General features: G+C 69.9%; 20 protein-coding genes. 10 read left to right on the top strand and 10 right to left on the bottom strand.

The features are described 5' to 3' along the window. Positions 1-4: 4 nt before the first annotated feature. The 5 genes from dnaE to lspA all read right to left on the bottom strand — a co-directional run bounded on the left by dnaE (position 5) and on the right by lspA (position 6,840). Positions 5-3,535: a DNA polymerase III subunit alpha gene (gene dnaE / locus G6N64_RS19175; protein ID WP_163798806.1), complete on the bottom strand. Its 3,531-nt coding sequence runs from the start codon at positions 3,533-3,535 to the stop codon at positions 5-7. A gap of 61 nt (positions 3,536-3,596) precedes the next feature. After that, positions 3,597-4,247, bottom strand: coding sequence for a TetR/AcrR family transcriptional regulator (locus G6N64_RS19170; RefSeq protein ID WP_163798805.1), 651 nt, complete (start codon positions 4,245-4,247; stop codon positions 3,597-3,599). A gap of 114 nt (positions 4,248-4,361) precedes the next feature. Continuing rightward, complete coding sequence (rarD, locus tag G6N64_RS19165) at positions 4,362-5,270, bottom strand: EamA family transporter RarD (protein WP_163798803.1); 909 nt, start codon at positions 5,268-5,270, stop codon at positions 4,362-4,364. Then, the gene (locus G6N64_RS19160) at positions 5,267-6,193 is read right to left on the bottom strand and encodes an RluA family pseudouridine synthase (protein WP_163798801.1); all 927 of its coding nucleotides are present in this window, start codon (positions 6,191-6,193) and stop codon (positions 5,267-5,269) included. Before G6N64_RS19160 ends, rarD begins: the two co-directional genes overlap by 4 nt. Further along, positions 6,190-6,840, bottom strand: a complete 651-nt coding sequence (gene lspA / locus G6N64_RS19155) for a signal peptidase II (RefSeq protein WP_197748284.1) — start codon at positions 6,838-6,840, stop codon at positions 6,190-6,192. Before lspA ends, G6N64_RS19160 begins: the two co-directional genes overlap by 4 nt. 73 nt (positions 6,841-6,913) lie before the next feature. On the opposite strand from lspA, the gene G6N64_RS19150 reads away from it, so the two are divergent. Beyond that, entirely contained in the window at positions 6,914-7,834 is a 921-nt protein-coding gene (locus G6N64_RS19150) for an asparaginase (RefSeq protein ID WP_163798799.1), read from the top strand. A 7-nt stretch (positions 7,835-7,841) separates the two neighbouring features. Here G6N64_RS19150 and G6N64_RS19145 read toward each other — a convergent pair whose 3' ends face one another. Further along, positions 7,842-9,212, bottom strand: a complete 1,371-nt coding sequence (locus G6N64_RS19145) for a DNA polymerase IV (RefSeq protein WP_163798796.1) — start codon at positions 9,210-9,212, stop codon at positions 7,842-7,844. A 54-nt stretch (positions 9,213-9,266) separates the two neighbouring features. Here G6N64_RS19145 and G6N64_RS19140 point away from each other — a divergent pair, with 54 nt between their 5' ends. Both G6N64_RS19140 and G6N64_RS19135 read left to right on the top strand, forming a co-directional pair. Next, the gene (locus G6N64_RS19140) at positions 9,267-9,482 is read left to right on the top strand and encodes an RNA-binding S4 domain-containing protein (RefSeq protein WP_163798794.1); all 216 of its coding nucleotides are present in this window, start codon (positions 9,267-9,269) and stop codon (positions 9,480-9,482) included. A gap of 22 nt (positions 9,483-9,504) precedes the next feature. Next, complete coding sequence (locus G6N64_RS19135; RefSeq protein ID WP_163798793.1) at positions 9,505-10,833, top strand: hypothetical protein; 1,329 nt, start codon at positions 9,505-9,507, stop codon at positions 10,831-10,833. Positions 10,834-10,836: 3 nt separating this feature from the next. Here the strand turns inward: G6N64_RS19135 and ileS are convergent, their stop codons facing one another. After that, positions 10,837-13,995 carry an isoleucine--tRNA ligase gene (gene ileS / locus G6N64_RS19130; protein WP_163798791.1) on the bottom strand — a complete coding sequence of 1,053 codons (3,159 nt, stop codon included), beginning with the start codon at positions 13,993-13,995 and terminating at the stop codon, positions 10,837-10,839. Between the two features lie 254 nt (positions 13,996-14,249). Next, entirely contained in the window at positions 14,250-14,867 is a 618-nt protein-coding gene (locus G6N64_RS19125; protein WP_163798789.1) for a condensation domain-containing protein, read from the bottom strand. A 136-nt stretch (positions 14,868-15,003) separates the two neighbouring features. Here G6N64_RS19125 and G6N64_RS19120 point away from each other — a divergent pair, with 136 nt between their 5' ends. The 6 genes from G6N64_RS19120 to G6N64_RS19095 all read left to right on the top strand — a co-directional run bounded on the left by G6N64_RS19120 (position 15,004) and on the right by G6N64_RS19095 (position 20,488). Further along, positions 15,004-15,369, top strand: a complete 366-nt coding sequence (locus tag G6N64_RS19120) for an XRE family transcriptional regulator (RefSeq protein WP_163798787.1) — start codon at positions 15,004-15,006, stop codon at positions 15,367-15,369. Positions 15,370-15,414: 45 nt separating this feature from the next. Continuing rightward, positions 15,415-16,149 carry a hypothetical protein gene (locus tag G6N64_RS19115; RefSeq protein WP_163798785.1) on the top strand — a complete coding sequence of 245 codons (735 nt, stop codon included), beginning with the start codon at positions 15,415-15,417 and terminating at the stop codon, positions 16,147-16,149. Between the two features lie 122 nt (positions 16,150-16,271). Beyond that, complete coding sequence (locus G6N64_RS19110) at positions 16,272-17,996, top strand: fatty-acid--AMP ligase (RefSeq protein WP_163798783.1); 1,725 nt, start codon at positions 16,272-16,274, stop codon at positions 17,994-17,996. Between the two features lie 34 nt (positions 17,997-18,030). Next, the gene (locus tag G6N64_RS19105; protein WP_163798780.1) at positions 18,031-18,960 is read left to right on the top strand and encodes an efflux ABC transporter ATPase subunit, DrrA-related; all 930 of its coding nucleotides are present in this window, start codon (positions 18,031-18,033) and stop codon (positions 18,958-18,960) included. Beyond that, positions 18,957-19,700 (top strand): ABC transporter permease, encoded by a 744-nt coding sequence (locus G6N64_RS19100; protein WP_163798778.1) that lies wholly within the window; start codon positions 18,957-18,959, stop codon positions 19,698-19,700. The genes G6N64_RS19105 and G6N64_RS19100 overlap by 4 nt, the downstream gene beginning before the upstream one ends. Then, a complete protein-coding gene (locus tag G6N64_RS19095; RefSeq protein WP_163798775.1) occupies positions 19,697-20,488 on the top strand; it encodes an ABC transporter permease in 792 nt (263 codons plus the stop codon). Before G6N64_RS19100 ends, G6N64_RS19095 begins: the two co-directional genes overlap by 4 nt. Positions 20,489-20,495: 7 nt before the next feature. On the opposite strand, the gene G6N64_RS19090 is transcribed toward G6N64_RS19095, so the two are convergent. Continuing rightward, on the bottom strand, positions 20,496-23,687 hold the full coding sequence (locus G6N64_RS19090) for an MMPL/RND family transporter (RefSeq protein WP_246230711.1): 3,192 nt from the start codon (positions 23,685-23,687) through the stop codon (positions 20,496-20,498). Between the two features lie 170 nt (positions 23,688-23,857). Between G6N64_RS19090 and G6N64_RS19085 the strand changes: the two genes are divergently transcribed. Continuing rightward, positions 23,858-25,117 (top strand): glycosyltransferase, encoded by a 1,260-nt coding sequence (locus G6N64_RS19085; RefSeq protein WP_163798770.1) that lies wholly within the window; start codon positions 23,858-23,860, stop codon positions 25,115-25,117. Here the strand turns inward: G6N64_RS19085 and G6N64_RS19080 are convergent. Beyond that, complete coding sequence (locus G6N64_RS19080; protein ID WP_163798768.1) at positions 25,110-26,441, bottom strand: hypothetical protein; 1,332 nt, start codon at positions 26,439-26,441, stop codon at positions 25,110-25,112. The genes G6N64_RS19085 and G6N64_RS19080 overlap by 8 nt on opposite strands. Positions 26,442-26,448: the final 7 nt, after the last annotated feature.

Below are 26,448 nucleotides of genomic sequence, written 5' to 3'. Positions count from 1 at the left end.
CGCGTCAGCTGCCGAGACACCCCGGCCCGAGTAGGGCCTTCAGGTCGCCCATCAGAGCCGACGACGGCGTGACGCGCAGACCCTGATCCAACTCGAGGGTGGTGATGCGCTCGCCGCTGATCAGCCGCAGATGCACCTGAGACGTCCCGGGGTGGTTCGCGAGCACCTGCTTGAGCGCCGTCACCTTCTCGAGGGTGCACTGCCGCGTCGGCAGGCTCACGGCCAGCGGACGGTTGGCCTGGGCGCTGGAGAAGTCCGGCACCACCAGATCGTTGACGATCAGGGACAGCCGGTCGTCGCGGGCGTTGACCTTGGCGCCGATGATCACGACGGCGTCGTCGGCGATGTCGGCTCCGAACGTGGCGTACGTCTGCGGGAAGAACATCACCTCGATGCCACCGGTGAGATCCTCGAGCTGTGCCGACGCCCAGGGCAGTCCGTTCTTGTTCACCCGCCGGTTGACCGACGCCAGGATGCCACCGACCCGCACCTGGGTGTCGGCGGCGACGTCACCGTCGAGGATCGCCGGGATCTGGGTGTCCACCTGGGTGGCGAGGAGGTGCGCCACGCCGTTCAGCGGGTGGCCGGAGACGTAGAGCCCCAACATCTCCCGCTCGAGGGCGAGCTTGTGCTTGTCCTCCCACTCGTCCTCGGGCACCTTGATCGTGAACACGGAGTCGGTGGCGGTGTCGGCACCGCCGAAGAGGTCGAACTGACCCATCGCCTCGGCCTTCTTGGTGCCGAGCACCGAGTCGACCGCATCGGTGTGGATCAGGAACAGGCCCTTGCGCGAATGGTCCAGCGAGTCGAAGGCACCCGCCTTGATCAGCGACTCCGTCACCTTCTTGTTGCAGGCCGTGACGTGGATCTTGTTGAGGTAGTCGGAGAAGTCGGTGTACTTGCCTTTCTCGGCACGGGTGCTGATGAGCGACGCCACGACGTTGGTCCCGACGTTGCGCACGGCGCCCAGCCCGAACCGGATGTCCGTGCCGACCGACGCGAAGTTCAGCACCGACTCGTTGACGTCCGGCGGCAACACCGTGATGCCGAGCCGGCGGCAGTCCGCCAGGTAGACCGCGGCCTTGTCCTTGTCGTCGCCGACGGAGGTAAGCAGGCCCGCCATGTACTCGGCCGGGAAGTTGGCCTTCAGGTAGGCGGTCCAGTAGGACACCAGGCCGTAGCCCGCGGCGTGCGACTTGTTGAAGGCGTAGCCGGCGAACGGGAGGATGGTGTCCCACAACGCCTTCACGGCCTTCTCGGAGAAGCCGTTGGCCGTCATGCCCTCCTTGAAGCCCTGGTACTCGGCCTCGAGGACCTCGAGCTTCTTCTTGCCCATCGCCTTGCGCAGCGCGTCGGCCTTGCCCATCGAGTACGAGGCGACCTTCTGCGCGATCAGCATGATCTGCTCTTGGTAGACGATCAGGCCGTAGGTCTCGGAGAGGATCTCCTTGAGTGGTTCCTCGAGTTCGGGGTGGATCGGCTTGATCGCCTGCCGGTCGTTCTTGCGGTCGGCGTAGTCGTTGTGGGCGTTCATGCCCATCGGGCCGGGCCGGTACAGCGCCAGCACGGCCACGATGTCGTTGAACTCGGTGGGCTGCATCCGGCGCAGCAGGTCGCGCATCGGACCGCCGTCGAGCTGGAACACGCCGAGAGTGTCACCGCGGGAGAGCAATTCGTACGCGGCGGGATCGTCGAGGGACAACGACTCGAGATCCAGGTCGATGCCCCGGTTGGCCTTGATGTTCTCGATGCAGTCGCCGATGATCGTGAGGTTGCGCAGCCCGAGGAAGTCCATCTTGAGCAGGCCGATGGCCTCGCACGACGGGTAGTCCCAGCCGGTGATGACCGCGCCGTCCTGGGCGCGCCGCCACAGCGGGATGGCCTCGATCAGCGGCTCGGAACTCATGATGACCGCGCACGCGTGCACCCCGGCGTTGCGGACCAGGCCTTCCAGGCCACGCGCGGTCTCGTAGATCGTGCGGACGTCGGAGTCGGTGTCGATGAGGCTTCGGACCTCCGCGGCCTCCTTGTACCGCTCGTGGGTGGGGTCGGTGATGCCCGACAGCGGGATGTCCTTCGCCATGATCGGCGGCGGCAGGGCCTTGGTGATGCGGTCGGCGATCGCGAAGCCGGGCTGCCCGTAGTTGACGCGGGCCGAGTCCTTCAGCGCCGCCTTGGTCTTGATGGTGCCGAACGTGATGACCTGCGCGACGCGGTCACTGCCCCACTTGTTGGCGGCGTAGCGCAGCATCTCGCCACGGCGACGATCGTCGAAGTCGATGTCGATGTCGGGCGCGGACGGGCGTTCCGGGTTGAGGAACCGCTCGAACAGCAGACCGTGCGGGATCGGGTCGATGTTGGTGATGCCCATCGAGTAGGCCACCAGCGATCCGGCGGCCGACCCGCGGCCGGGACCCACCCGGATGTCGACCGAGCGGGCGTAGTTGATCAGGTCGGCGACGATGAGGAAGTACGCCGGGAAACCCTTGTCGCAGATGACGTTGATCTCGTAGTCGGCCCGGACGGTGTACTCCTCGGGCACCCCGGCCGGGAACCTCCGCTTCAGCCCCTCGGCGACCTCGTGCCGCAGCCAACTGCCCTGATCGTGTCCCTCGGGCACGGGGAAGACGGGCATCCGGTCCTTGGGCGCCCACACGTCGGCGTAGGACTGCACGCGCTCGGCGATCAGCAGCGTCGAGTCGCAGGCACCCGGGACCTCGGCGTCCCACAGCGCGCGCATCTCCGACGCCGGCTTGATGTAGTAGCCGTCGCCGTCGAACTTGAACCGCGCGGGGTCCGACAGCGTCTTGCCGGTCTGGACGCACAGCAGGGCCTCGTGGTTGCGGGAGGCCTCCTTGGTGACGTAGTGGCAGTCGTTGGTCGCCAGCGGCGGGATGTCGAGCTGGCGTCCGATCTCGAGCAGGCCCTCGCGGACGCGGCGCTCGATCTCGATGCCGTGGTCCATCAGCTCGAGGAAGAAGTTCTCCGCACCGAAGATGTCCCGCCACTTGGCGGCCGCCTCGAGCGCCTCGCGCTGCTGCCCGAGACGCAGCCGCGTCTGCACCTCCCCCGAGGGGCAGCCGGTGGTCGCGATGATCCCCGCCGAGTACTCGGCGATGATCTCGGCGTCCATCCTCGACCACTTGCCGAGCTGTCCCTCGAAGGACGCCAGCGAGGACAGCTTGAAGAGGTTCCGCAGGCCGGTCGCGTTCTCCGCGACCATCGTCATGTGCGTGTACGCGCCGCTGCCGGACACGTCGTCGCTCTTCTGGCTGGGATCGCCCCACTGCACGCGCTTGGTCTCGAACCGCGACGCCGGGGCGATGTAGGCCTCGACGCCGATGATCGGCTTGACGTCGGCATCCCTTGCCGCGTTGTAGAACTCGCTGGCCCCGAACATGTTGCCGTGGTCCGTCATGCCCAGCGCGGGCATCTCGAGGCGCTTGGCCTCGGCGAACATGTGCTTGACCTTCGCCGCACCGTCGAGCATCGAATATTCGGTGTGGTTGTGCAGGTGCACGAAGGATCCGCTCATAGGCCCGTCAGTCTATGGCCGACCTCCGACGACGCTCGGCGTGTCGCGAGACCGTGTCTCGTCAGATCTCGTCGACGGGGCGTCCGGTGAGCAGTCCGCCCGAGAAGATCTCGGCGAGTTGGCTGGTCACCCTGGTGATGTCGGTCCGCTCGTCGAGGAAGCCGCCGCACATCCCGACCCCCCACAGCACCGCGTGCAGCATGTCGGCGACGGGCCAGACCTCGGTGCCCGCGTTCAGCTCCCCGCGGTGCACCGCGTCGGACACCAGGGACACGAGGTGCGCGCGCAGCGCGTCGCCACGGTCGAAGGCGAGTTCCGGATTGCGGCTGGCCTCCAGTCGAGCGCTGATCAGGAACGCCACGTGCGACGCGTCGCGGAAGTCGGTGCCGTGAATGGCTCTCACGAGGGCCACCAGCGACTCGGCCAGGGTGTCGCAGCGGGCGGCGCCGGCGACGCACTCGTCGATCAGGGCCGAGGCGTCCGCCACCAGCGCGTCGTAGATCTCCTCGCGCGAGCCGAAGTAGTAGTGCAGCGTCGGGCGGCTGAGATCGGCCTCCTCGGCGATCGCCTTGAACGTGGCCGCGGGGTACCCCCGCTGGTTCATCACCCGCCGCGCGGCGTCCAGGATGCGGCCGCGCGTCACGACCGCGTCGGACCCGACCGGCCTCCCCCGCCGCCTGGGCGCGCGCGGGCGTTCGTCGATCTGCGACATGGTTCCCCGACCTCACCGGCGCCTGCTCGGATGCCCGCCCTAGCAAAAGGTATGACATAGCTGACCAATGGTCAACCACGGCGCCCGAGGGACTGCAACGCCGGTGAGCGCCCGCTAGGGTTCGGCGACCGAGACCCGCGCGGCCTTGCCACGCAACGCACCGAACGTCATTACGACGAGCGCGACCCAGATCAGGCCGAAGCCGATCCAGCGGGCGGGTGGCATCGCCTCGTGGCCGATCAGCACGCCCCACGCCATCTGCAGTGCGGGGTTCAGGTAGAACAGCAGCCCGACGGTGACCAGCGGCAGGCGCTGGGCGGCGGCCGCGAAGAGCAGCAGCGGGATGGCCGTCACCGGTCCCGCCAGCACCAACAGCACGGTGTGGCCTGCGCCGTATCCGACGAAGTGCCCGTCCCCGACCACCTCGAGCGCCACCAGGTAGCCGCCCGCGATCGGCAGCGCCAGCAGTGTCTCCACCGCGACGCTGACCCGCGGATCCGCGTCGACGACCTTCTTCACCAGGCCGTACAGCGCGAAGGTCACCGCCAGCCCGGCCGCGATGTACGGCGGCGTGCCGACCCCCGCCGTCAGCACCACCACGGCGACGACGGCGATCGCCAGCGCGACCAGCTGCCACCGGCCGATCCGCTCCCGCAGGACCAGCACGCCGAGTGCTACGGTGACCAGCGGGTTGATGAAGTAGCCGAGCGCCGCGTCGACGACGTGGCCGTGCGTGGCGGCATAGATGTAGATGCCCCAGTTGGTCGAGACCAGCGCGGACGCCGCCGCCAGCTGCAGCCAGGTGCGCGCCCGCAGCCGGCGCAGGTCACCGATCCGCCGGGCGACCAGCAGCACCAGCACCAGGCACAGCGCGCTCCACACGATCCGGTGGGCCAGCACCTCGAGCGACCCGGCGGGCAGCAGCAGCGGGAAGAACCCGGGGCACAACCCCCACCACGTGAAGGCGCCCACCCCGAAGAGAACTCCGGACCGGTGGCGCGCCGGGTCGGCGACCTCCGTCACGACTCGTGACGCAGCGTGTCCAAGGCGCGCTGGAGGTCCGCGGGGTAGGGGCTTGTGATCTCGACGCGGCGGCCGTCCGCCGGATGGGCGAACGCCAGCGAGCGGGCGTGCAGCCACTGCCGCTCCAGGCCGAGCCGCGCGGCCAGGGTCGGGTCGGCGCCGTAGGTGAGGTCACCGCAGCACGGATGGTGCAGGGCGGCGAAGTGCACCCGGATCTGGTGCGTACGACCGGTTTCCAGGTGGACGTCCAGCAGGCTGGCCCGCACGAACGCCTCGACGGTGTCGTAGTGGGTGACGCTGTCGCGGCCACCCTCGGTGACGGCGAACTTCCAGTCGTGACCGCGGTGCCGCCCGATGGGCGCGTCGATGGTCCCGCTCGACGGATCGGGGTGGCCCTGCACGAGCGCGTGATAGCGCTTGTCGACGGTGCGCTGCTTGAAGGCACGCTTGAGCACCGTGTAGGCCCGCTCCGACAGCGCGACGACCATGACGCCCGACGTACCGACGTCCAGCCGGTGCACGATGCCCTGGCGCTCGTGCACGCCCGACGTCGTGATCCGGAAGCCCGCGGCGGCCAGGCCACCGAGCACGGTCGGGCCCGTCCAGCCCACCGAGGCGTGTGCCGCGACGCCGGCGGGCTTGTCCACCGCCACGATGTCGTCGTCGGAGTACAGGATCGTCATGCCCTCGATGTCGACCGCGGGGTTCTCCAGCGGGCCGGGTTCCTCGGGCAGCGTCACCTCGAGCCACGACCCCGCCACCAGTCGGTCGCTCTTGCCGGCGGCCTGGCCGTCGAGCGCCACCCCGCCGCCCTCGGCGATCCCCGCGATCACCGTCCGCGACAGGCCGAGCAGCCTGGCCAGTCCCGCGTCGACGCGCATGCCCGCCAGCCCCTCGGGAACCGGCATGGAACGGCTCGTCACGTCTCGGAGTCGTCCGGCGTGCGGCGGCCGGCCGGATCGGCGTCCACCGGTTCGGCGGGTGCGGGGGCGTCTGCGGTGGCCGGGGCGTCGTCGGTGCCCCGGTGCCTGTCGGGGGCGTCGAAGTCGAACCCGAACAGCGACAGCACGACCAGCAGGATCGCGCCGCCGACGACGGCCGGGTCGGCCACGTTGAACACCGGCCACCAGCCGATCGAGAGGAAGTCGACGACGTGTCCGCGCAACGGCCCCGGCGACCGGAAGAACCGGTCGACGAGGTTGCCCAGTGCGCCGCCGAGGATCATGCCCAACCCCAGCGCCCACCACGGCGAGACCAGGCGGCGACCCATCCAGACGATGCCGACGACCACGCCCGCAGCAACCAGCGTGAGCACCCACGTGTAGCCGGTGGCCATCGAGAACGCCGCACCGGAGTTCCGCACCAGCGTCCACGTGACGGTGTCACCGATGATCGACACCGGCTGTCCCGGTACGAGCAACCGCACGGCCAGCACCTTGGTCACGACGTCGAGCGCGAGCACCACGGCCGCGACCGAGAGCAGCAGGCGCATGCGGCGTCGCGGCGACCGCGGATCGGTGGCCCCGTCCGCGGTCACTGGCTCGACCGAGCCCGTTGATTCGTCAGTCACTCCCCCATCATCCCAGCATCGGCGTGCGGAATGATCGCCGCATGAACGAAGCCCACGCCGGAATGGACGGCCCGTGAGCAAGGTCGTCGTGATCACCACCGGCGGGACCATCGCCACCAGCGCCGATGCCGACGGCGTCGCGCGCACGACACGGACCGGCGCCGACCTGCTGGATGCCGTGGACGGCGGTCACGGCGTCGAGGTCGTCGACCTGCTCGCGGTCGACAGCTCCGAGCTGGGACCCGTCGAGTGGGCCGCGATCGTGACCGCGGTCGACGTCGCGTTCCGCGGCGGCGCCGGCGGGGTGGTGGTGACCCACGGCACCGACACCATGGAGGAGACCGCGCTGTGGCTCGACCTCGCGGGTGTCGCCGGTGGCCCGGTCGTCCTCACCGGCGCCATGCACTCCGCCGACGCGCCCGACTCCGACGGTCCGGCCAACCTGCGCGACGCGCTGGCGGTCGCCCGTGCCCCCGGGGTCGACGGCGTCCTGGTCTGCCTGGGAGGCACGGTGTGGCGACCGCTGGGCCTGACCAAGACCGCCGCGGGCTTCGTCGGGGACGTCGCCGGCACGGTCTCCGCGTCGGGGGCCGCGATCGACGGGCCCGGCCGCCGGCCCGGGTTCGGCGGTCCGCTCTCGCCGTCGGTACGCGTCGACGTGGTGGCCGCCTACGCGGGCAGTGACGCGGTGGCGATCGACGCCCACGTCGCGGCCGGTGCGCGCGGCATCGTGCTGGAGGCCATGGGCTCGGGCAATGCGGGCGCGGCGGTCGTCGACGGCGTGCGGCGGGCTCGCGACGCCGGAGTGGCGGTCGTCGTCTCGACGCGGGTTCCCGGCGGGCGGGTCTCGGCGCGGTACGGCCCCGGCCGGGCGCTGGCCGACGCCGGTGCGGTCGCCGCGCCGACGATCCGGCCCGCACAGGCCCGGGTGCTGTTGATGGCGGCACTGTCGGCAGGCGCCGACGTGCACGACGTCTTCTCGGCGTGGGGCTGACCGGACGTCAGGTCTCGTCGCGTGGACCGTCACCCGTCATCCGGGCGACGAAGTCCGGCCAGTCCAGGCTGTCGACCGGGTTCGCTCGACTCACCTCCGCCGAGTCGACGGGAAGCGTGTGCGCCACACCCGGGCCGGTGCTGCGGGTCTCGAAGCGGATGGTCATCACGCCGTGCCCCGCACCCTGCACCCAGCCGTGCCCGCGGGTGACGTGCACGACGTCGTCCCCGATCCGCCACGGCGACTCGGTGGGGGCCGTCGGTGCCGCCTCGGGCGCCGACGGAACGCCGTCGGCGGCTTCGAGCGTCTGCTCCAGATCGGGAAACAGGGACTCCTGCTGAACGTCCGACAGACCCGAGAAGCCGACCCCCAAGAGCCGGATCGGGCCGATCTCGACGGGGTCGAGCAGCAGACGTCGCGCCGCGGTGATCAGCGTGGTCGCGTCGGTCGTGGCGTACGGCAGGGTGGCCGACCTCGTCAGCGTGCTCATGTCCGACTTCTTCATCTTCACCGTGACGGTCCTCGCGCCGCGGCCGTCGCGGCCCAGCCGCGCGTGGGCGTGCTCCCCGATCGGATCCATGGCCTCGCGGACCTGCCCGAGCGTCGTCAGGTCCACGGCGAACGTCGACTCGGCGCTGATCTGCTTCGAACTCGCCCGCTCCGCGACCGGGCGGTCGTCGATCCCGCGGGCCAACCGGTGCAGCGCTGGGCCGACGGTGCCGCCGAGCACGTCGGCCGCCTCGGCGTGCGTGAGGGCGGCGAGCGCGCCGATCGTGTCGATCCCCAACCGGTGCAGGCGCTCCTCGGCCACGGGTCCGATGCCCCACAGCCGACGCACCGGGAGCCCGGCGAGCAGCGTCTCCTCCTGGGCACGCTCGACGACGCGGATGCCGTCCGGCTTGGCCAGACCCGACGCGATCTTCGCGATCTGCTTGCCCGACCCCGCCCCCACCGACGCCACCAGACCGGTCTCCGCGCGGACCCGCTCCCGCAGCAGTTCGCAGAACCGCTCGACGTCGCCCGCCGAGGCGCCGACGAGTTCGGCGGGCTCCCCGAACGCCTCGTCGAACGAAAGCTGTTCGAGCACGGGCACCATCGCCCGCACCGTGTCGAGTACCCGATTGCTGGCGACGCCGTAGACCACGCCGCGCGGCGGGAGGACCACCGCCGACGCCCCCACCAGCCGTCGGGCCTGGTGCATGGGCATGGCCGACTTGGCGCCGAAGACGCGCGCCTGATAGCTGGCGCCGGCGACGACCCCGCGGCCACCCAGACCCCCGACGAGGACCGGCCGGCCGCGCAGCGTGGGCCGCGTCAACTGCTCCACGGAGGCGAAGAACGCGTCCATGTCGAAGTGCAGGACCCAGCGGCCGTCCATGACCGAGATGCTAGTGCGGCCGCCGTCCGGACCGATGCGGCTAACCTGACGTCCATGGCCCACGACGTCCCGATCGGTGACGACTCCATCCGCCTCGGGCAGTTCCTCAAGCTCGCATCGCTTCTCGACAGCGGGTCGGACGCGAAGTCGGCGATCGCCGACGGGCAGGTCACCGTCAACGGTGACGTCGAGGTGCGGCGCGGCCGTCAGCTCCACCCCGGCGACACCGTCACCATCGGCGGCGAATCGGCGCGTGTCACGCAGGGCTGACCTGCCGACATAGCATGTCCGCGTGGACAACACGCTGGCGTACATCGACCAGGGCTCGTTCCTCGCGCTGCGGGCCCTCGGCCGGGGTCCAGTGATCCAGTTCACCTGGGTGTACGACCACCCGGTCGACGTCGACGGGCTACGTCGGTTCCACGCCAACCTCGGCGTCGGACTGCTCGGACGGCGTATCGAGCGGTCACCGCTACCCTTCGGACGCGATCGGTGGGTGACCGCGCCGCCACCCGACGCGCTCGAGATCGCCAGCCGGGACCGCGCCCGCGCCGACGTGTGGGCGTGGGCCGACGAGCGGGTGCGGGTGCCCGTCGATCCGCGGCTGGGGCCGTCGTGGCACCTGGGCGTACAGCCCTTCACCGAGGGCGGGGCCGGCGTGACGCTGGTCGTGTCGCACTCGATCGGCGACGCGATGGCGATCAACCTGGCGGTCCTGGACGCGGTCCGCGGCGTCCGGCGCGACCTCGGCTATCCGGCGCCCGGGTCGCGCACGCGTGGCCGCGCGATGCTCGACGACGGGCGCCGCACCGTGCGCGACCTACCCGAGATGGCCCGGGCCGTCGGGGCGGCGGTGCGGGTGGCACGCGCCGAACGCGACGGTCTCGCCACGTCGGTGAAGTCCGGATCCCCACCGCGGCGACGCGGGGCGTCCCGAAAGGTCGTGGCCCCCAACGCGACGGCGTTCGTCGACCTGTCGCACTGGGACGAGCGCGCGAGATCCCTCAACGGGACCAGCAATTCGCTGTTCGCCGCGGTGGGCGCCCGCCTCGCCGGGATCCTCGGCAGGGTCGGCGACGACGGTCTGGTCAGGCTGTCGCTGCCGGTCAGCGAGCGCGGTCCCGACGACACCAGGGCCAACGCCCTGACCGAGGCATCCGTCACCGTCGACCCGGAGACGGTGACGACGGACCTCACCGATCTGCGCCGTGACGTGAAGGACGCGCTGACCGCTCTCGCCGTCGCGCCCAACGACCTCCTCGGCCCACTGGCGCTGGTTCCCCTGACCCCCGCGTTCCTGGTGCGGCGACTCGAGGGCATGGTGGCGCAACTCGGCAGCCCGGTCGGATGTTCGAACCTCGGCCAGTTCACCGACGACGCGAACCGCCCCGACGGCACCGACGCCGAGCGCTTCGCGGCACGGCTCATCGAGCCCGGGGTGACGACGGACGTGCTGGACCGGATGGGCGGCCTACTGTTCCTCGGCTGCACGCGCATCGGCACCATGGTGTCGATCACCGTCACGAGCTGGGTGCCCGGTGGGGCGAACACCCATGCGGCGGTGCGAAGTTCGCTCCGCCGCACGCTCGACGACATGCAGGTGTCCGCGACCGTCGAGTGACCCTCAGGCCTTGGCGAGCGTGACGGTCACGCCGTCGCCGATCTCCGTCCCGCCGCCGGCCTCACCCAGTTCGAAGCTGACGGCGAGGATCTCGCCCGCGATCAGGTCGGCGTGGGTACGGGCCCAGGCCTCCCGCTCCGCCGGCACCGACATCACGACGGTGATGCGGTCGGACACGTCGAGCCCGGTGGCCTTGCGCAGGTCCTGGAGTTCGCGAACCCGGTCCTTCGCCCAGCCCTCCGCCTCCAGTTCCGGGGTGACGGTGCCGTCGAGCACGACCAGTCCCGCGCCCTCGGGCAGTGCTGCCGTCTGAAGTGGTTCCGCAGCAACGAGTTTGGAGCTGTACTCCGTCGGCAGCAGCGTGGCCGGCCCCGCGGTCAACGTGCCGTCGGGGTTGACGACGCCCTCGCCCGCCTTGACCGCCTTGATGGCGGCCTGCACGTCCCTACCGATGCGCGGCCCCGCCACCTTCGCGTTCACCGTCATCTCGAAGCGTCCGTAGGCGGCGACGTCGTCGGTGAGGTCGACGGCCTTGACGTTCAACTCGTCGGCGATGAGGTCCACGAACGGCCGCAGCCGAGCCGAGTCCTCCACCGCGACGGTGAGTTTCGGCAACGGCAACCGGACGCGCAGCTTGTTGGCCTTGCGCAGCGACGACGCCGCCGAGCACACGGCGCGCACCTGGTCCATCGTGACGACCAGGTCGGGATCGGCGGGCAGCGAGCCGGCCTCCGGCCAGTCCGTCAGGTGGACCGACCGCTCACCGGTGACACCGCGCCAGATCACCTCGGAGAGCAGCGGCAGCAGCGGCGCCGCGAGCCGTCCGGTCACCTCCAGGACGGTGTGCAGCGTGTCGATGGCGTCGGCGTCCTCGTCCCAGAAGCGCGACCGCGACCGGCGCACGTACCAGTTGGTGAGCGCCTCGGTGAACTGCCGCAGCTGGTCGCAGGCACCGGAGACGTCGCACACGTCGAGCGACGCGGTGAGGTCGTCGCGCAGCACCGCGAGCTTCGCCAGCACGTACCGGTCGAGCACGTGCGTGGAATCCGTTCGCCAGGTGCCCTTCTCGGACGCGTACAGCGTCAGGAAGCTGTAGGCGTTCCAGAACGGGAGCATGACCTGCCGCACCCCGTCGCGGATCCCCTGCTCGGTGACGATCAGGTTGCCGCCCCGCAGGATCGGCGACGCCATGAGGAACCAGCGCATGGCGTCGGAGCCGTCGCGGTCGAACACCTCGCTGACGTCCGGATAGTTGCGCAGCGACTTGCTCATCTTCTGGCCGTCGTTGCCCAGGACGATGCCGTGCGAGACGCACGTCTTGAACGCCGGACGGTCGAACAGCGCGGTGGCCAGCACGTGCATCATGTAGAACCAGCCGCGGGTCTGCCCGATGTACTCGACGATGAAGTCGGCCGGAAAGTGCGGCTCCTCCCCCGCCCGACCGTCACGGGCATCGCCGCCGAGGAACCACTCGGCGTTCTCGAACGGGTAGTGCACCTGGGCGTACGGCATCGAACCCGAGTCGAACCAGACGTCCAGCACGTCCTCGATGCGGCGCATCGTGGAACGACCGGTCGGGTCGTCGGGGTTCGGGCGGGTGAGTTCGTCGATGAAGGGCCGGTGCAGGTTGTCGGGCCGCACCCCGAAGTCCCGCTCGAGCTCGTCGAGACTGCCGTACACGTCGATGCGGGGGTACTCGGGATCGTCGGAGGTCCACACCGGGATCGGCGTGCCCCAGTAGCGGTTCCGCGAGATCGACCAGTCCCTGGCGTTCGACAGCCACTTGCCGAACTGGCCGTCCTTGACGTGCTCGGGGTACCAGGTGATCTGCTGGTTGAGTTCGACCATGCGGTCGCGGAAGGTGGTGACCGCCACGAACCACGACGACACGGCGCGGTAGATGAGCGGGTTCCGGCAGCGCCAGCAGTGCGGGTAGGAGTGGTCGTAGGTCTCGTGCCGCAGCAGCACCGGAGCGTTGACCGCGGCAGGACCGGTGCCGTTCTTGAGGTCGCGGATGATCTCGGGGTTCGCCTCGAAGACCTGCAGCCCCGCGTAGTCCGGGACGGTCCGGTCGAACCGGCCCTTGGCGTCGACGGGGGTGACCGCGACGATGTCCGCGGCGTCGGCGGTGGTCTTGTCGTCCTCGCCGTAGGCCGGCGCCATGTGCACGATGCCGGTGCCGTCGTCGGTGGTGACGAAGTCGCCGGGCAGCACCTGGAAGGCGTTGCGCGCCTCGTCGGCGTCGACGAAGTAGGCGAACGGGGGGACGTATCGCAGGCCGAGCAGGTCGCGGCCGGACAGGGTCGCCAGCACCGTCGGCTCCTCGCCGAGTTCACGGGCGTAGGACGCCAGCCGGGACTGCGCGAGCACGAACCGTCGCCCGTCGGCGTCGACGACCACGTAGTCGATCTCGGGGTTGACCGCGACGGCCTGATTGGAGGGCAGGGTCCACGGGGTCGTGGTCCACACCAGGACGTACGCGCCGTCGAGGTCGTGCCCGTTGCCCTCGATGCGGAAGCCGACGGTCAGCGCCGGGTCCTGCCTGTTCTGGTAGACGTCGTCGTCCATGCGCAGCTCGTGGCTCGACAGCGGCGTCTCGTCGTTCCAGCAGTACGGCAGCACGCGGTTGCCCTGGTACGCCAGACCCTTGTCCCACAGCTGCTTGAAGGCCCAGATCACCGACTCCATGAACCCGAGGTCGAGGGTCTTGTAGTCGTTGTCGAAGTCAACCCACCGGGCCTGACGGGTGACGTAGCTCCGCCACTCCTCGGTGTACTTCAGCACCGATGCGCGACAGGCGTCGTTGAACTTCTCGATGCCCATCTCTTCGATCTGACTCTTGTCGGTGATGCCCAGCTGACGCTGCACCTCGAGTTCGGCGGGCAGACCGTGGGTGTCCCAGCCGAAGCGACGCTCGACCTTGTGGCCGCGCATCGTCTGGTAGCGCGGCACGATGTCCTTCACGTACCCGGTGAGGAGGTGCCCGTAGTGCGGCAGGCCGTTGGCGAACGGGGGCCCGTCGTAGAAGACGTACTCCTGCGCGCCGTCGCGCCGGTCGATGCTGGCGCGGAAGGTGCCGTCACGCTGCCAGTAGTCGAGGACGTCGAGTTCGAGGTCGGGGAAGCTGGGCGATCCACTCGCCGGCTTGGGGTAGGCGCTCACGGCGTCTCGTGTCTCCTGTGCCAGGGTCATCGGCACGGGGACGACGCCGCGCGTTTGCGCGGACACCGCGGTACCACCCCGCTTGCGCACCAGGTACGCCGCTCTCGAGAGGCTGTGACGGGCCCACCCGTCCGGTTCTACTGAGCGCGCTCGCGCGCACCGTTCTTCCGAAGGCTCCCCGGTGATGGCCGGATCGGCGCCGTGTCGTCGATTCTAGGTGGTGGCGGGCGGAGCCGGCCACACGGCTCGCGTGGTCAGTAGGCCATCGCGAGTTCGGCGCCCGCGACGATGGGCGCCGACGCCTCCGAGGTGAGTTCGATCAGCGCGTAGGGAAACTGTTCGGCGATCTCCTCGACGGTGTAGGCCTCGAAGCTCCTGGCGTCGTACCACCAGTCGAGGACCATCACGCCGTCACGCCGGTGGGCGTGCAGCTCGAGCGCGTGGCCCATGCCGGCGGATCCGGCGTCGCCCTTGTCGAGCGCGAACAGCACGTCGGCGACCGCGTCGCCGTGGCTGCGCACGCCGTGCACGGCGCGGTAGAGCGACAGTGCGGCTACCGCGTGGTGCACGCCGGACAGCATGTCGGTGGCGGACAGGTCGTCCGGTCCGGCGCAGCTCAGCGAGACGGGGTGCAGGGCAGCGCCATGACCTGCGACGTCCACGGCGACGACGCCGTCACCGATGCAGCGCTGCACGGCCCTGCCGAGCGCGGCGATGAGCAACTCCTCGGCCGTCAGACCGAGCGCGGCGCCCGCACCGTCGAGTTCCATCGTCAGCACGTCGGACAGTGGCGCGGAGTACACGGCCAGGTCGCCGAGCGCGGGCCGTCCGTCGACGTCGAAATCGGTCAGCTGCAGGTTTGCGCACATCATGGAGATCAAGTTACAGCGTCATTCCCAGAATTGGGATACCTCTCTCAGAACTGTGACGGCCATGTCAATAACGAGCAATCCGTCCGAGTGACGAACCACACTGCCCAAAGCAGGGATGTGCCGCTATGGTGAACCGATGCCACGCACGGACGAGAACGGCCGGCAGCTCAAGGCCCTGCTCGACTACCTGCTCGACGGCGACATCGACGCCAAGGCGATCTACGACGCCCTCGGCACGTCCAGCAGCACGTACTACCGCCGCATCAAGGAAGCCGACTACCCCAACGCGCAAGAACTGCGACAGGTGTCGGACCGCTTCGGCCTCAGCTATCCCGACCTGCAGGTTCGGTTCGGGCTCATGAGCCGCGAGGAGGTGTGGAGCTACCTCGAGTCCGCACCCGTGATGGTGGCGACCGCGACGGAGCCAGCTACCGAGCAGCGCACCGTCCGCCGGCCGAAGTTGTCCGAATTGACTCCGCGGCAGGACGCGCCGCCGCTTTAGCAGTAGTCTTTGCTGAACGAACTCCGTGTCGAAGGCGAACGCACAATGGCCCTGGCAATACTCATCGCGATCACCATGGCGTGCATCGCGTGGAGCCTGTGGATCCGCCGGGTCACGTGGTCGTGCCGCTGGGAAGTGGCCGCCACCCTCAACATCGCCCTGCAGGGCGCAGCCGTGCTCCTCATGTCCCCGTTCGCGTCCGAGACCCTCGGCCACTGGTTGCACGCCCTGACCGGCAAGTGGAACCTCGAGGACTACATCGGACACGACCTCTACATCGTCGCGGCGTCCGCGATCGTCTACAACGCGCTGGGCCGGCTGCAGGACGACCACTCGATGCAGAAGACCTTCCGCCAGTTCGTCGAGCGGCCCGCGACGCTGTGCATCCCCCTGCTCCTCGCGGTGTTCTCGCTGGGCAACGGCGCACGCACCTACCAGGCCGACTTCTTCGAACTCCCGACCGACTTCTGGCTGGGCACCTACTGGGTGCTGCTGTGCGGCACGCTCATCTATCTGCTGGGCTACGGCTCGCGTGCGCTGATGGTGCTGCGCAAGGACCCGCGGTCGCGCCGGGTGGCCAACATCTATCTGTTCGCGTCGTTCTGCGGCATCATGGCCTGCGTCGTCCGCATCGTGACGTCGTTCGTGCCCTCCCTCCAGCCGGTCGAGAACGGCACGCTGGTGTGGTTCTTCGCATGCATGTGCGGCGCGGGGTTCGCGCTGACGTCGGCGCACTCCTGGCGCATCAAGACGAAGTGGTTCTCCGCCGCCCGTCGATGATCGTCGCCACCCGTCGCGGCTAACCGCCTGCGCCGAAGTCGATTTCGAATGCCCCTCACCGCGTGGTTTGATTCCTGGAGTTCGCGCCCACCGATCCGTGCCGTCAGCAAGGGGACTCAGCAGTGCTCGACTCGTCGATTCCGGAGCTACTTCGCGAACGAGCCAGCCTGCAACCCAACGACGCGGCCTTCACGTTCATCGACTACGAACGCGAGCGCGACGGCGTCGAGGAGACGCTGACGTGGGCGCTCCTCCAGCGCCAGGTCGTCGCACTCGCCGCCGCGATCCGCGAACACGCCGAGATCGGCGATCGGGCGGTGATCCTCGCCCCCCAGTCCATGGCGTACGTGCTGGGCTTCCTGGCGTGCTTCGAGGCAGGAGTGATCGCGGTGCCGCTCTCGACTCCGGTGGTCGGCGCCCACGACGAACGCGTCGCCGCCGTCGTCCGCGACGCCCGGCCGACCGTGCTGCTCACCACCTCGACCACCGTGGACGCCGTGACGCCCTACGCGGCGGCACGTGACGGTGGGCCGGCGCCCGCGGTCGTCGTGATCGACGAACTCGACCTCACGGTGCGCGTCCGCTCGACGTCGCGGCGCGAGACCCCGCCCGACACCGCATACCTGCAGTACACGTCGGGTTCGACCCGGATTCCGGCCGGCGTCATGGTCTCCCAGCGCAACCTGTTCGCCAACTTCGAGCAGCAGGTCGGGGCGCTGCTGAGCGAGTACGGCAAGGTGGCGCCCGTCGGCACCACCACCGTGTCCTGGCTGCCCTTCTACCACGACATGGGTCTCATCCTCGGAATCGTCGCCCCCATCATGGGTGGCTGGCACTCCGTGCTGATGAGCCCCATCGCCTTCCTGCAGCGCCCGGCCCGGTGGATCCGGCAGCTGGCCCTGCGCAGCCGGGCCCTCACCGCCGGACCGAACTTCGCACTGGACCTCGCCGCGGCCCGCACCACCGACGAGGACCTGGCGGGACTCGACCTCGGCGACGTGCTCGCCGTGATCTGCGGCGCAGAACGCGTGCAGCCGGTGTCGGTGAGGCGGTTCACCTCCCGCTTCGCGAAGGCCGGCTTTCAGCCGAAGGTCATCAGGCCCTCCTTCGGGCTGGCCGAGGCCACGCTGTTCGTCGCCACCGACGACCCGACCGCGCCGCCCGCCGTCGTCACCTTCGACACCGACAAGCTCACCGCGGGCGTGGCCGAGCGCAGCTCCGAGGGCACCGGCCTCATCAGCTACGGCGTCCCGCGCTCACCGCGCATCCTCGTCGTCGACCCCGAGACCCGTCGCGAGACGCCCGCCGCCACCATCGGTGAGATCTGGGTGCGGGGCGACAACGTGTGCGCGGGCTACTGGAACAAGCCCGAGGAGACCGCGCACACCTTCGGCGGGGTCCTCGCGGACCAGCCGGAGTCGGGCGAAAGATGGTTGCGCACGGGCGATCTCGGCTTCGTCGACGGTGAGGAACTGTTCATCATCGGCCGGATCAAGGACCTGCTGATCGTGCGGGGCCGCAACCACTACCCCGACGACATCGAGGCGACCGTGGGGGCCGTCTCGGGCGGCCGGGTCGCCGCGATCTCGGTCGACGACGACACCGAGGAACAGCTGGTGGCGATCGTCGAGGTGAAGGAACGCGCCACCCCCGAGGAGACCCGGGAGAGACTGTCGGACGCGAAGAGCGAGATCACGTCCGCGATCTCGACGGCGCACGGCATCAGTGCCGCCGACCTCGTATTCGTTGCGCGCGGGTCCATTCCGATCACCACCAGCGGCAAGATCCGCCGCCAGGCCTGCGTCGAGCAGTACCGGCAGGATCGCTTCGTCCGCCTCGACGCGTGACGTCCCGTGGCCGCCGCGACGGTATCGTGAACGCGTGATCGAGGTCGAGGGCGTCGGCAAGGCGTTCGGCCCGTTGCCCGCGCTGCGGGACGTGAGCTTCTCCGTTCCCACGGGCTCGATCTGCGGCCTGCTGGGGCACAACGGCGCAGGCAAGACCACGATGGTCAAGATCCTGTCGACGTTGCTGGAGCCCAGCAGCGGCCGGGCTCTCGTCGCGGGCTTCGACGTCGTGGCAGAACCCGGCAAGGTGCGGTCCAGCATCGGGGTGACGGGTCAGGACGCCGCGCTCGACCCCTCGCTGACCGGTCGGGAGAACCTCGTCCTGTTCGGCAGGCTGCGCGGCATGCGGCGCAAACAGGCGCGGGTGCGTGCCGACGAACTGATCGAACGGTTCGAACTCGGATACGCGGCCGACCGTGGCGTCGCCACGTACTCGGGCGGCATGCGCCGCCGCATCGACATCGCCGTCTCGCTGATCGTTCCGCCGGCCGTGCTGTTCCTCGACGAGCCGACGACCGGACTCGACCCGCGCAGCCGCCGGGACGTGTGGGCGCTGGTGTCCGACCTCGCGGCCCAGGACGTCACCGTGCTCCTCACGACGCAGTACCTCGAGGAGGCCGACGTCCTCAGCGACTCGATCGTCATCCTCGACGCCGGGCGCGTGATCGCCTCCGGGACCGCCGCCGAACTCAAGCGCCGGATGGGCTTCAGCTACTGCGAGGTCACCCCGCTGCACCCCGAGGACCTGGCGCGCGTCGCCGCCGTGCTCGGCAAGTACGAGGGCGTCGAGGTCGACGCCGACACGAACACGGTGTCGGTGCCCGCACCGCACGGTGTCACCACCCTCGGGGAGGTCTTCCGCCGGCTCGAGGAACTCGACGTCGAGCTGATGGACATCTCCCTGCGGAAACCGTCGCTCGACGAGGTGTTCCTGCACCTCACCGGTCCGACCCTGACGGTATGACCGGAGTCCTCGCCCTCACCGAACGATTGGTCCGCAGCGGAGTGCGGACCCTCGACGTCGCCTTCGCCGTGCTGGCGCCCGTCCTGACGTTCATCGGGTTCGTCATCGCACTGCGGGGGGTCATCGACACCGGCGGCATCTCCTACCCCCAGTACGTCCTTCCCGCGGTGGTCGTCCAGGCCATGCTGTTCGGCGCCCTCAACACCACCGACATCGCGGCCGGCGAGCGGGCCTCCGAGTTCGGCACGCGCCTGCGGACCCTGCCCATCTCGGTCTACGCGCCGCTGGTGGCACGCATGACCTACTGCGTGATCCGCGGCGTGCTGGCGCTCGTCACCACTGTCGCCGTCGCCTACGCGTTCGGCTTCCGGATGGAGGGCGGGTTCCTGCTGGGCGCGGCGTTCGTGTTCCTGGCCCTGACGTTGACGCTCGCGCTGTCCCTCGGTGCCGACGCCATCGGCGCGCGTGCGAAGCGGTCGGACACCTCCAGTCAGCTCCTGCTGATCCCGCAGCTGCTGCTGGTCCTGCTCTCGACGGGAATGGCGCCGGTCGGGTCGTTCCCGGGCTGGGTTCAGCCCTTCGTCGAGCACCAGCCGATTTCCCAGATCACCGGCACGCTGCGGAACTTCGCCAGCGGCGACGTCGACGCGCCGAACCTCGCCGTCACCCTGGCGTGGTGCGTCGGTCTCCTCGTCGGGCTGGGCGTGCTCGCGCTGCGCTCGCAGCGGGGGACGCGATGACCACCGACGTCTCTCCCCCGCGCTTCGCACTGGTTCAGCAGAGTGCGATCTTCGCGGGACGACTGCTCACCAAGTGGCGGCGCGACCCGCTGATCCCCCTGCAGTCGCTGCTGTTCCCGACGATCCTGCTGTTCATTTACTACATGCTGGTGAGCACGTCGATGAAGCGCCTCACCGGCAGTGACAACCTCGACGTCGTCGTGGCGATGTGCGCGCTCGCCGGCGGCATGGCCGGTTCGTTGGCCGCCGCCCTCGCGATCCCGGACGAACGCGACAACGGCCTGCTCAGCCGGTTCTGGATGATGCCCGTGCACCGTGCGAGCGCGCTGCTGGGGACGTTGACGGCGGAGGCGGCGCGGACGCTCGTCGCCACGGTGGTGATCACCCTGGTGGGCATGCTGTTCGGGCTGCGGTTCGGCGGCGGGCCCGCCGCGGCCGTGCTCTTCGTGCTCATCCCGGTCTGCTGGGTGACGGTGTACGCCCTGCTCGTCATCGTGCTGGCGCTGTCCTTCCGCAGCCGCACCGTGCTGACGTGGTTCAGCACCGTGTCCCTGGGTGCGGTGTTCGCCAACTCCGCGGTCGCTCCGCGCGACGTCATCCCCGACTGGCTCTACCCCGCCATCCGCTTCCAGCCGATGTCGTCGACCATCGAATCGATGAAGGCGCTCGCGCGCGACGGGTTCGCGATCCGGGAGCTGTCGTGGACGCTCGCCTGGATGGTGGTGCTCGCCGTCGTGGTCGGCGTGTCGGCGATGCGCAGCTACCGCAAGGCCGCGCAGTCGGGCTGACCCGTCCTCAGCGGTCCCGCTCGTCGTCCGCCTCGTCGCGCCAGGCCGCGGTGACCGCGCTGGCCTTCCGCACCGCGAGTGCGTAGCCGTCGGCGTCGTCGGTCTCGTCCGCGTCGTCGTCGGGGTGGCCCGCGGGTCCGCGACCGGCGTCCGCGCCGGGCGCCTCGGCCGCCTGCCGGGCGGCGGCCAGCAGTTGCCGCGGGGTCTTCGACGGCCACCAGTTCTTGTCGCCCATCAGCACCGCGACGGCGGGCACCGTGATGGTCCGGACGATGAACGTGTCCAGCAGCAGGCCGACCCCGATGACGAAGCCCAGCTGCACGACGGTGGCCAGGCTGCTGACCGTCAGCGCGAGCATCGACGCCGCGAAGATCAGGCCGGCCGAGGTGATGACGCCGCCGGTGGCCCCGACGGTCTTGATCACCGCCGACGGGACGCCCAGCTTGGCCTCGTCGCGGATGCGCGAGATCAGCAGCAGGTTGTAGTCGGCGCCGACCGCCACCAGGACGAGGAAGGCCATCCCCGCGACGCTCCAGTAGATGTCCTGCCCCAGGATGAACTGGAAGAACACCACCCCGATACCCATGGCGGAGACGAACGACAGCACGACCGAGAGCACCAGGTAGATCGGTGCCACGATCGCGCGCAGGATCAGCGCCAGGATCAGGAACACCACGATCAGCGTCATCACGATGATGTAGCGCAGGTCGGCGTCGTAGAAGGTCCGGATGTCGTTGTTCACCGACGAGAAGCCGACCATGTCGATCTCGGCGTTGGCCAGGCTGGTGTTGGGGCGTGCGCTGTTGGCTGCGGCCAGGATGTCGCCGACCTGGTCCATCGCCTCCACGCCGAACGGGTTGAGTGCCGTCTGCACCAGGTACCGGACGGTGTGGCCGTCCTCGGACACGAAGAGCTGCGCCGCCTTCTTGAACTCCTTCTGGTCGAGGATCTGCGGCGGGATGTAGAACCCGGACATGGACGGGTCGGAGGCGTCCCGCTTCATCGCGAGCAGGAAGCTGGACGCCTGGTCGAGACCGCCGCCGATGTTGCGCGTCTGGTCGACGAGCAGCTGGACGCCGTCGGCGAGCTGCCTGCTCGAGTCGGCCAGCTTGTTGACGTTGTCGCGCAGGTCCCCGAGCTTGCGGTCGAGATCGGCCTGATCCTCGATGCCCAGTGACTGCAGGCCGCCCAGGGCGCGCTCGAGGTTCGACCCGACCTGCCGGATGACGCTGTCGATGCGGTCGGTGCCCTTGGTCTCCTTCAGCCCGCGGCTGAGCGCCTCGAGGTAGGCGATGTCGGCCTCGTCGTACCCGTCCACCCTGCGCTGCAGCTCGGCGCGCGACGACACGCACGCCGGGTCGATGTTGCACGCCATGCTTCCGTTGAGCACCGTCAGCATCGACTTCGACGAGCGGTAGGCGTCGGTGACCTGCTGGAGACTGCCGCCGAGGGAGTCGCCGACGGAGCGCATGTTGGCGAGCACGCCGGCCTGCTTCTCGAGGTCGTCGAAGGTGACGTCGTCACCCATGGCGTCCTTGATGGCGATCAGGCCGCTCACCACCTCGCGGATGGAGCCCAGCGAACCGAGGACCTGGACCCGGATCTGCTGGTGCACGTCCGCGAGCTGGTGTGCGCCGCTGGCGAGCAGGTTGAGGTTGCCGTCGTTGGTCGCGATCAGGCCGGACGCGTCGGCCAGCTTCGACCCCACCTCCCCCGCCTGGTAGGTGGACTTGGCCTCGTTGAGCATCTCGCCCGTCGGGCGGGTGATGCCGCGGACGACGTCGATGCCGGGCACCTGGCTGATCCGCAGCGCCATCTGCTCGAGGTCCGCCAGCGCCTTCGGCGACCGGAGGTCCTGATCAGGCGCGTGCACCAGGATGAACTGCTGCATCGTGGTGCTGACCGGGAAGTGCGCGGTCAGGGCGTCGTAGCCCTTGTTGCTCTCGGCGCTGTCGGGGAGGTTGCGGCGGTCGTCGTAGTTGTACTTGATGAGCGACGCGCAGCCCGCGAGGCCGAGCAGGATGACCAGGCTGGCGACCAGGTGGGCCTTGGGCCTGCGGACGATGTGGATGGCGGAACGCCGCCAGAACCGCCCCGTGATGTCCTTGCGCGGCTTGATCCAGCCGCGCCGTCCGGCGAGCACCATCAGCGCGGGCAGCAACGTCAGCGCGCCGAAGACCGCGATCATGATGGTCGCGGCGAGCGACGGGCCGACCGTCAGGAACACGCCGAGCTTGGTGAACGACAGGCCCATGAACGTCAGCGCCACCGTCGCCGCGGAGCCGGTGATCACCTCGCCGATGGTGGCGATGGAGGTGACCACCGCGTCGTCGGTGTACATCCCCTTGCGGATGCACTCCTGATATCGGCTGAACAGGAACACCGCGTAGTCGACGCCGGCGCCCATCATCATCCCGGTCATCAGCACGATCGTCTGCGGGCCCAGTGGCAGCCCGAGTTCGCCGAGCCCGGCGACGACCTGCTGGGCCACGCCCATCGACACGCCGATCGTGATGAGCGGCATGAGCATCGCGACCAGGTTGCGGTAGACGAGCACCAGGATCGTGAAGATGGTGACGACGGTGGAGATCTCGATGATCAGCTGGTCTTCGGCGCCGATCTTGTTGAGGTCGGCGAACGTCGCCGACGCGCCGACCACGTTGACCTCCAGCGAGGAACCCGCGGTGGCCTCGTTGACCACCTTCAGCGCGTCGTCGTAGGCGTCCTGCCCCGGCTTGGTGCCCATGTTCCCGACCAGCCCGACCGGCAGCGTCCAGGCCTTGCCGTCCTTGCTCGTCATCGCCTCCCGGAGTTCCGGGATCGACACGAAGTCCTGCGTGGAGTTCACGTTCGCCGTGTCGGCGCGCAAGCTGTCCACCAGCTTGCGATAGACGTCCTCGTCCGCGGGCGTCAGACCGTCCTCGTTGGTGAGCACGACGATCACCAGGTTGCTGCCGTCGGCCTCGTTGAACGCCGTCTTCATCAGCTCGCCCGCCGCGAGCACCGGCGAACCCTTGGGCACGAGGTCCGGCGGATTCTTCTGCGCGACGGTGAACAGCGGGTCGATCAGGACGAAGAGTGCGCCGAGGACGATGATCCAGGACGCGATGATGGTGAGCGGACGCCGAACCACGAATCGCCCCAGCGATTCGAACACTCCGTGTACGGATGCGCCACGGATGTCGGCGCGGCTCAACACCATGTGAGGTTACACCGGTGCCCAGTCGCCTCACCCTCGTCCGACGGTGCTCGTCCAGCACCGTCGGCAACCCCCGAGTGCCCGCGTGTTGTAATCGTGTGTGCCCCCGATCGGTTGCGGAAAGTCGTTCGAGAACAACGACTTCTCGTACCTTCCGACGGATCCGGCCCATGTCTGACATCCCGGCCCCGGCGAAGACCGTCGTCGTCGCCGTGCACGGCACCCGGGGCGACGTGGAGCCGTGCGCGGCCGCCGCGCGAGAGCTGCTGCGACGCGGGCACCGGGTGCGTCTCGCGGTGCCCCCCAACCTCGTCGGCTTCGTCGACGGCATCGGCCTGGGCCCCGCGGCGTCGTACGGCGTGGATTCCCAGCAGCAGCTCGACTCGGACGTCTTCACGGACTGGTGGAAGCTGCAGAACCCGGTGACCCTGCTGCGGCGCAGCCGCGACTACGCGACCGAGGGGTGGGCCGAGATGAGCGCGACGCTGGCCGCCCTCGCCGACGGCGCCGATCTGATCCTGACCGGCACGACGTATCAGGAGGTCGCCGCCAACGTCGCCGAGGCCGCCCGGATACCGCTGGCAGCGCTGCACTACTTCCCGTGCCGGGAGAACACCAGGGTGCTGCCCGTGCGGCTGCCGCGACCGCTGCTCCACGCCGGATGGTCGACCGCCGAGTGGGCGCACTGGAAGGTGCTGAGCCAGGCCGAGAACGCCCAGCGCGACGCGTTGGGCCTGCCGCGGGCACGGGTGCGCGCCATCCGCCGCATCGTCGAGGGCGGCGCCCTGGAGATCCAGGCGTACGACGACGTGTTCTTCCCCGGCCTCGCCGAGGAATGGCACGGCACCCGCCCCCTGGTGGGGTCCCTGTCGCTGGAACTGCCCACGCCCGGCGACGACGACCTGCTGGCGTGGATGGCCGCCGGCACTCCCCCGATCTACTTCGGCTTCGGCAGCATGCCGGTCGACGACCCCGCCGCCGCGATCGCCATGATCGCCCGCGTCTGCGCCGATCTCGGCGAGCGGGCGGTGGTCAGCACCGGCGTGTGGGACCTGCCGGACACCGCCGTCGACGACCACGTGCGCCTGGTGGGTGCGGTGAACCACTCGCGGGTCTTCCCCGGCTGCCGTGCGGTCGTGCACCACGGTGGCGCGGGCACGGTCGCCGCCGGGGTGCGCTCGGGGGTCCCGACCGTCGTGCTGTGGGTCTCGGCCGACCAGCCGGTCTGGGCGGGCAGGGTCAGTCGCCTCGGCGTCGGTGTGGCGCAACGCTTCTCGAGCACCAACGAGCGCTCGCTGACCACGGCGCTGCGTGCGGCGCTGACGCCTGCGTGTCGGGAACGTGCCCGCGCCGCTGCCGCGCGCATGACCTCTCCGGCGCAGGCGGCCACGAGGGTCGCCGACCTCCTCGAGGCCGCCGCGGCTAGATGATAGTCGCCTCGAGGGACAACTCCCCGAGGGTTCGACACACCCGATCGGCCAGCCACTCCCGCGTGTTGGCGGCACCGACCTGGTAACCGACGACGCCGATCGACACCGTGCCGAGCACCCGCCCCGCCGCCAGGACCAATTGGCCCCCCGCTCGTTCGACCGCGTCGCGCGAGACGTTCTGGTCGACGGGGCGAAACAGCACGTGGTCCGCCTCGGTCCCGTCCGGCCGCGCCATCTCCGGCGGCACCTCGCCGAGATTGGAGCACGACACCGGCAGGTCGCCGAACAGGACGTCGGCGGTGCGGCGCACCGCCCGCCTCGGTACGAACGGGGTGATCGGCAGCAGTGCGTGGGTCTCGTCGGGGACGTCACGCACCTCGGCGAAGGCCTTGCGCACCGCCGCCCGGGTGGGTCCGAGATCCGTGGTGACCGAGGCCGGTTCGATGATCGCGGTGGCGATCTTCATGGCGTTGCCCCGCTGGTCGTCGTCCCCGGCGCGGTCGCTGACCGCGATCAGCGCAGTGACCGCGCCGTCGTCCCGCACCCGGCCCAGCCGCCGCCCCAGCAGTGCGCCGAACCCGGGCAGCAGCGCGTACGTGGTGCCACCGAGATCGGCGGCGCGGGCCTCCCAGTCCGCGGCGTCCACGATGGCCGACACGGCCGGCAGCACGACCGTGCCACCGCGGGTCTGCGTCGACGCGGGCCGCGTCGCTCCCGACGAGGAGATCTCACCGCGCCTGCGGTAGGCGAATCGGGCGGCACGCGCCACGGTCCGCGCGAACTCGGGAAGGTCGGCGACCGTCTGGCGCGCGTCGGAACGGCCACGCTGCCAACGCGTTCTCGACCCCGGTGCGTCGTATCCGAAGTCGCACCGCTCACCCCGCACCGCACGCGCCATGGTGCGCAGTGACGCGCCACCGTCGAGCAGGCAGTGCGACATCACCAGGCTCACCGCCGTGGCGCCGTCGGTCATCGGCAGTACCCCGAGATGCCAGCCCGGTCCGGCCACGGGGTCGACCGGCAGCTGGGACCGCTCGTCGATCCAGTCCCCGAGATCGGCCCGGGGGCGGGGATCGGCGACGTCCAGTGCGCGCGGCGGACCGGCGGCGGACACCCAGCGGTGGCGGCCGAACGGCAACACCGATGGCTCGATCAGCCTGCCCGCCAACCCGTGTCCGAAGCCACGGTGAAAGCGCTCGACACCGGCCAGGTTCACGGCGCGCTCGTACACCCAGACGTACTGCGCGAGTTGCGCACGACCCGTCGCCTGCCAGGACAGGAAGGTGGCCTGGTCGATGTAGGCCAGGCGGTCGGTGGACGTCACCGCCCGT

It is taken from the genome of Mycolicibacterium sediminis (assembly GCF_010731735.1).
In the GTDB taxonomy this organism is placed as follows: domain Bacteria; phylum Actinomycetota; class Actinomycetes; order Mycobacteriales; family Mycobacteriaceae; genus Mycobacterium; species Mycobacterium sediminis.
This window is presented reverse-complemented; position numbering and strand designations above follow the sequence as displayed.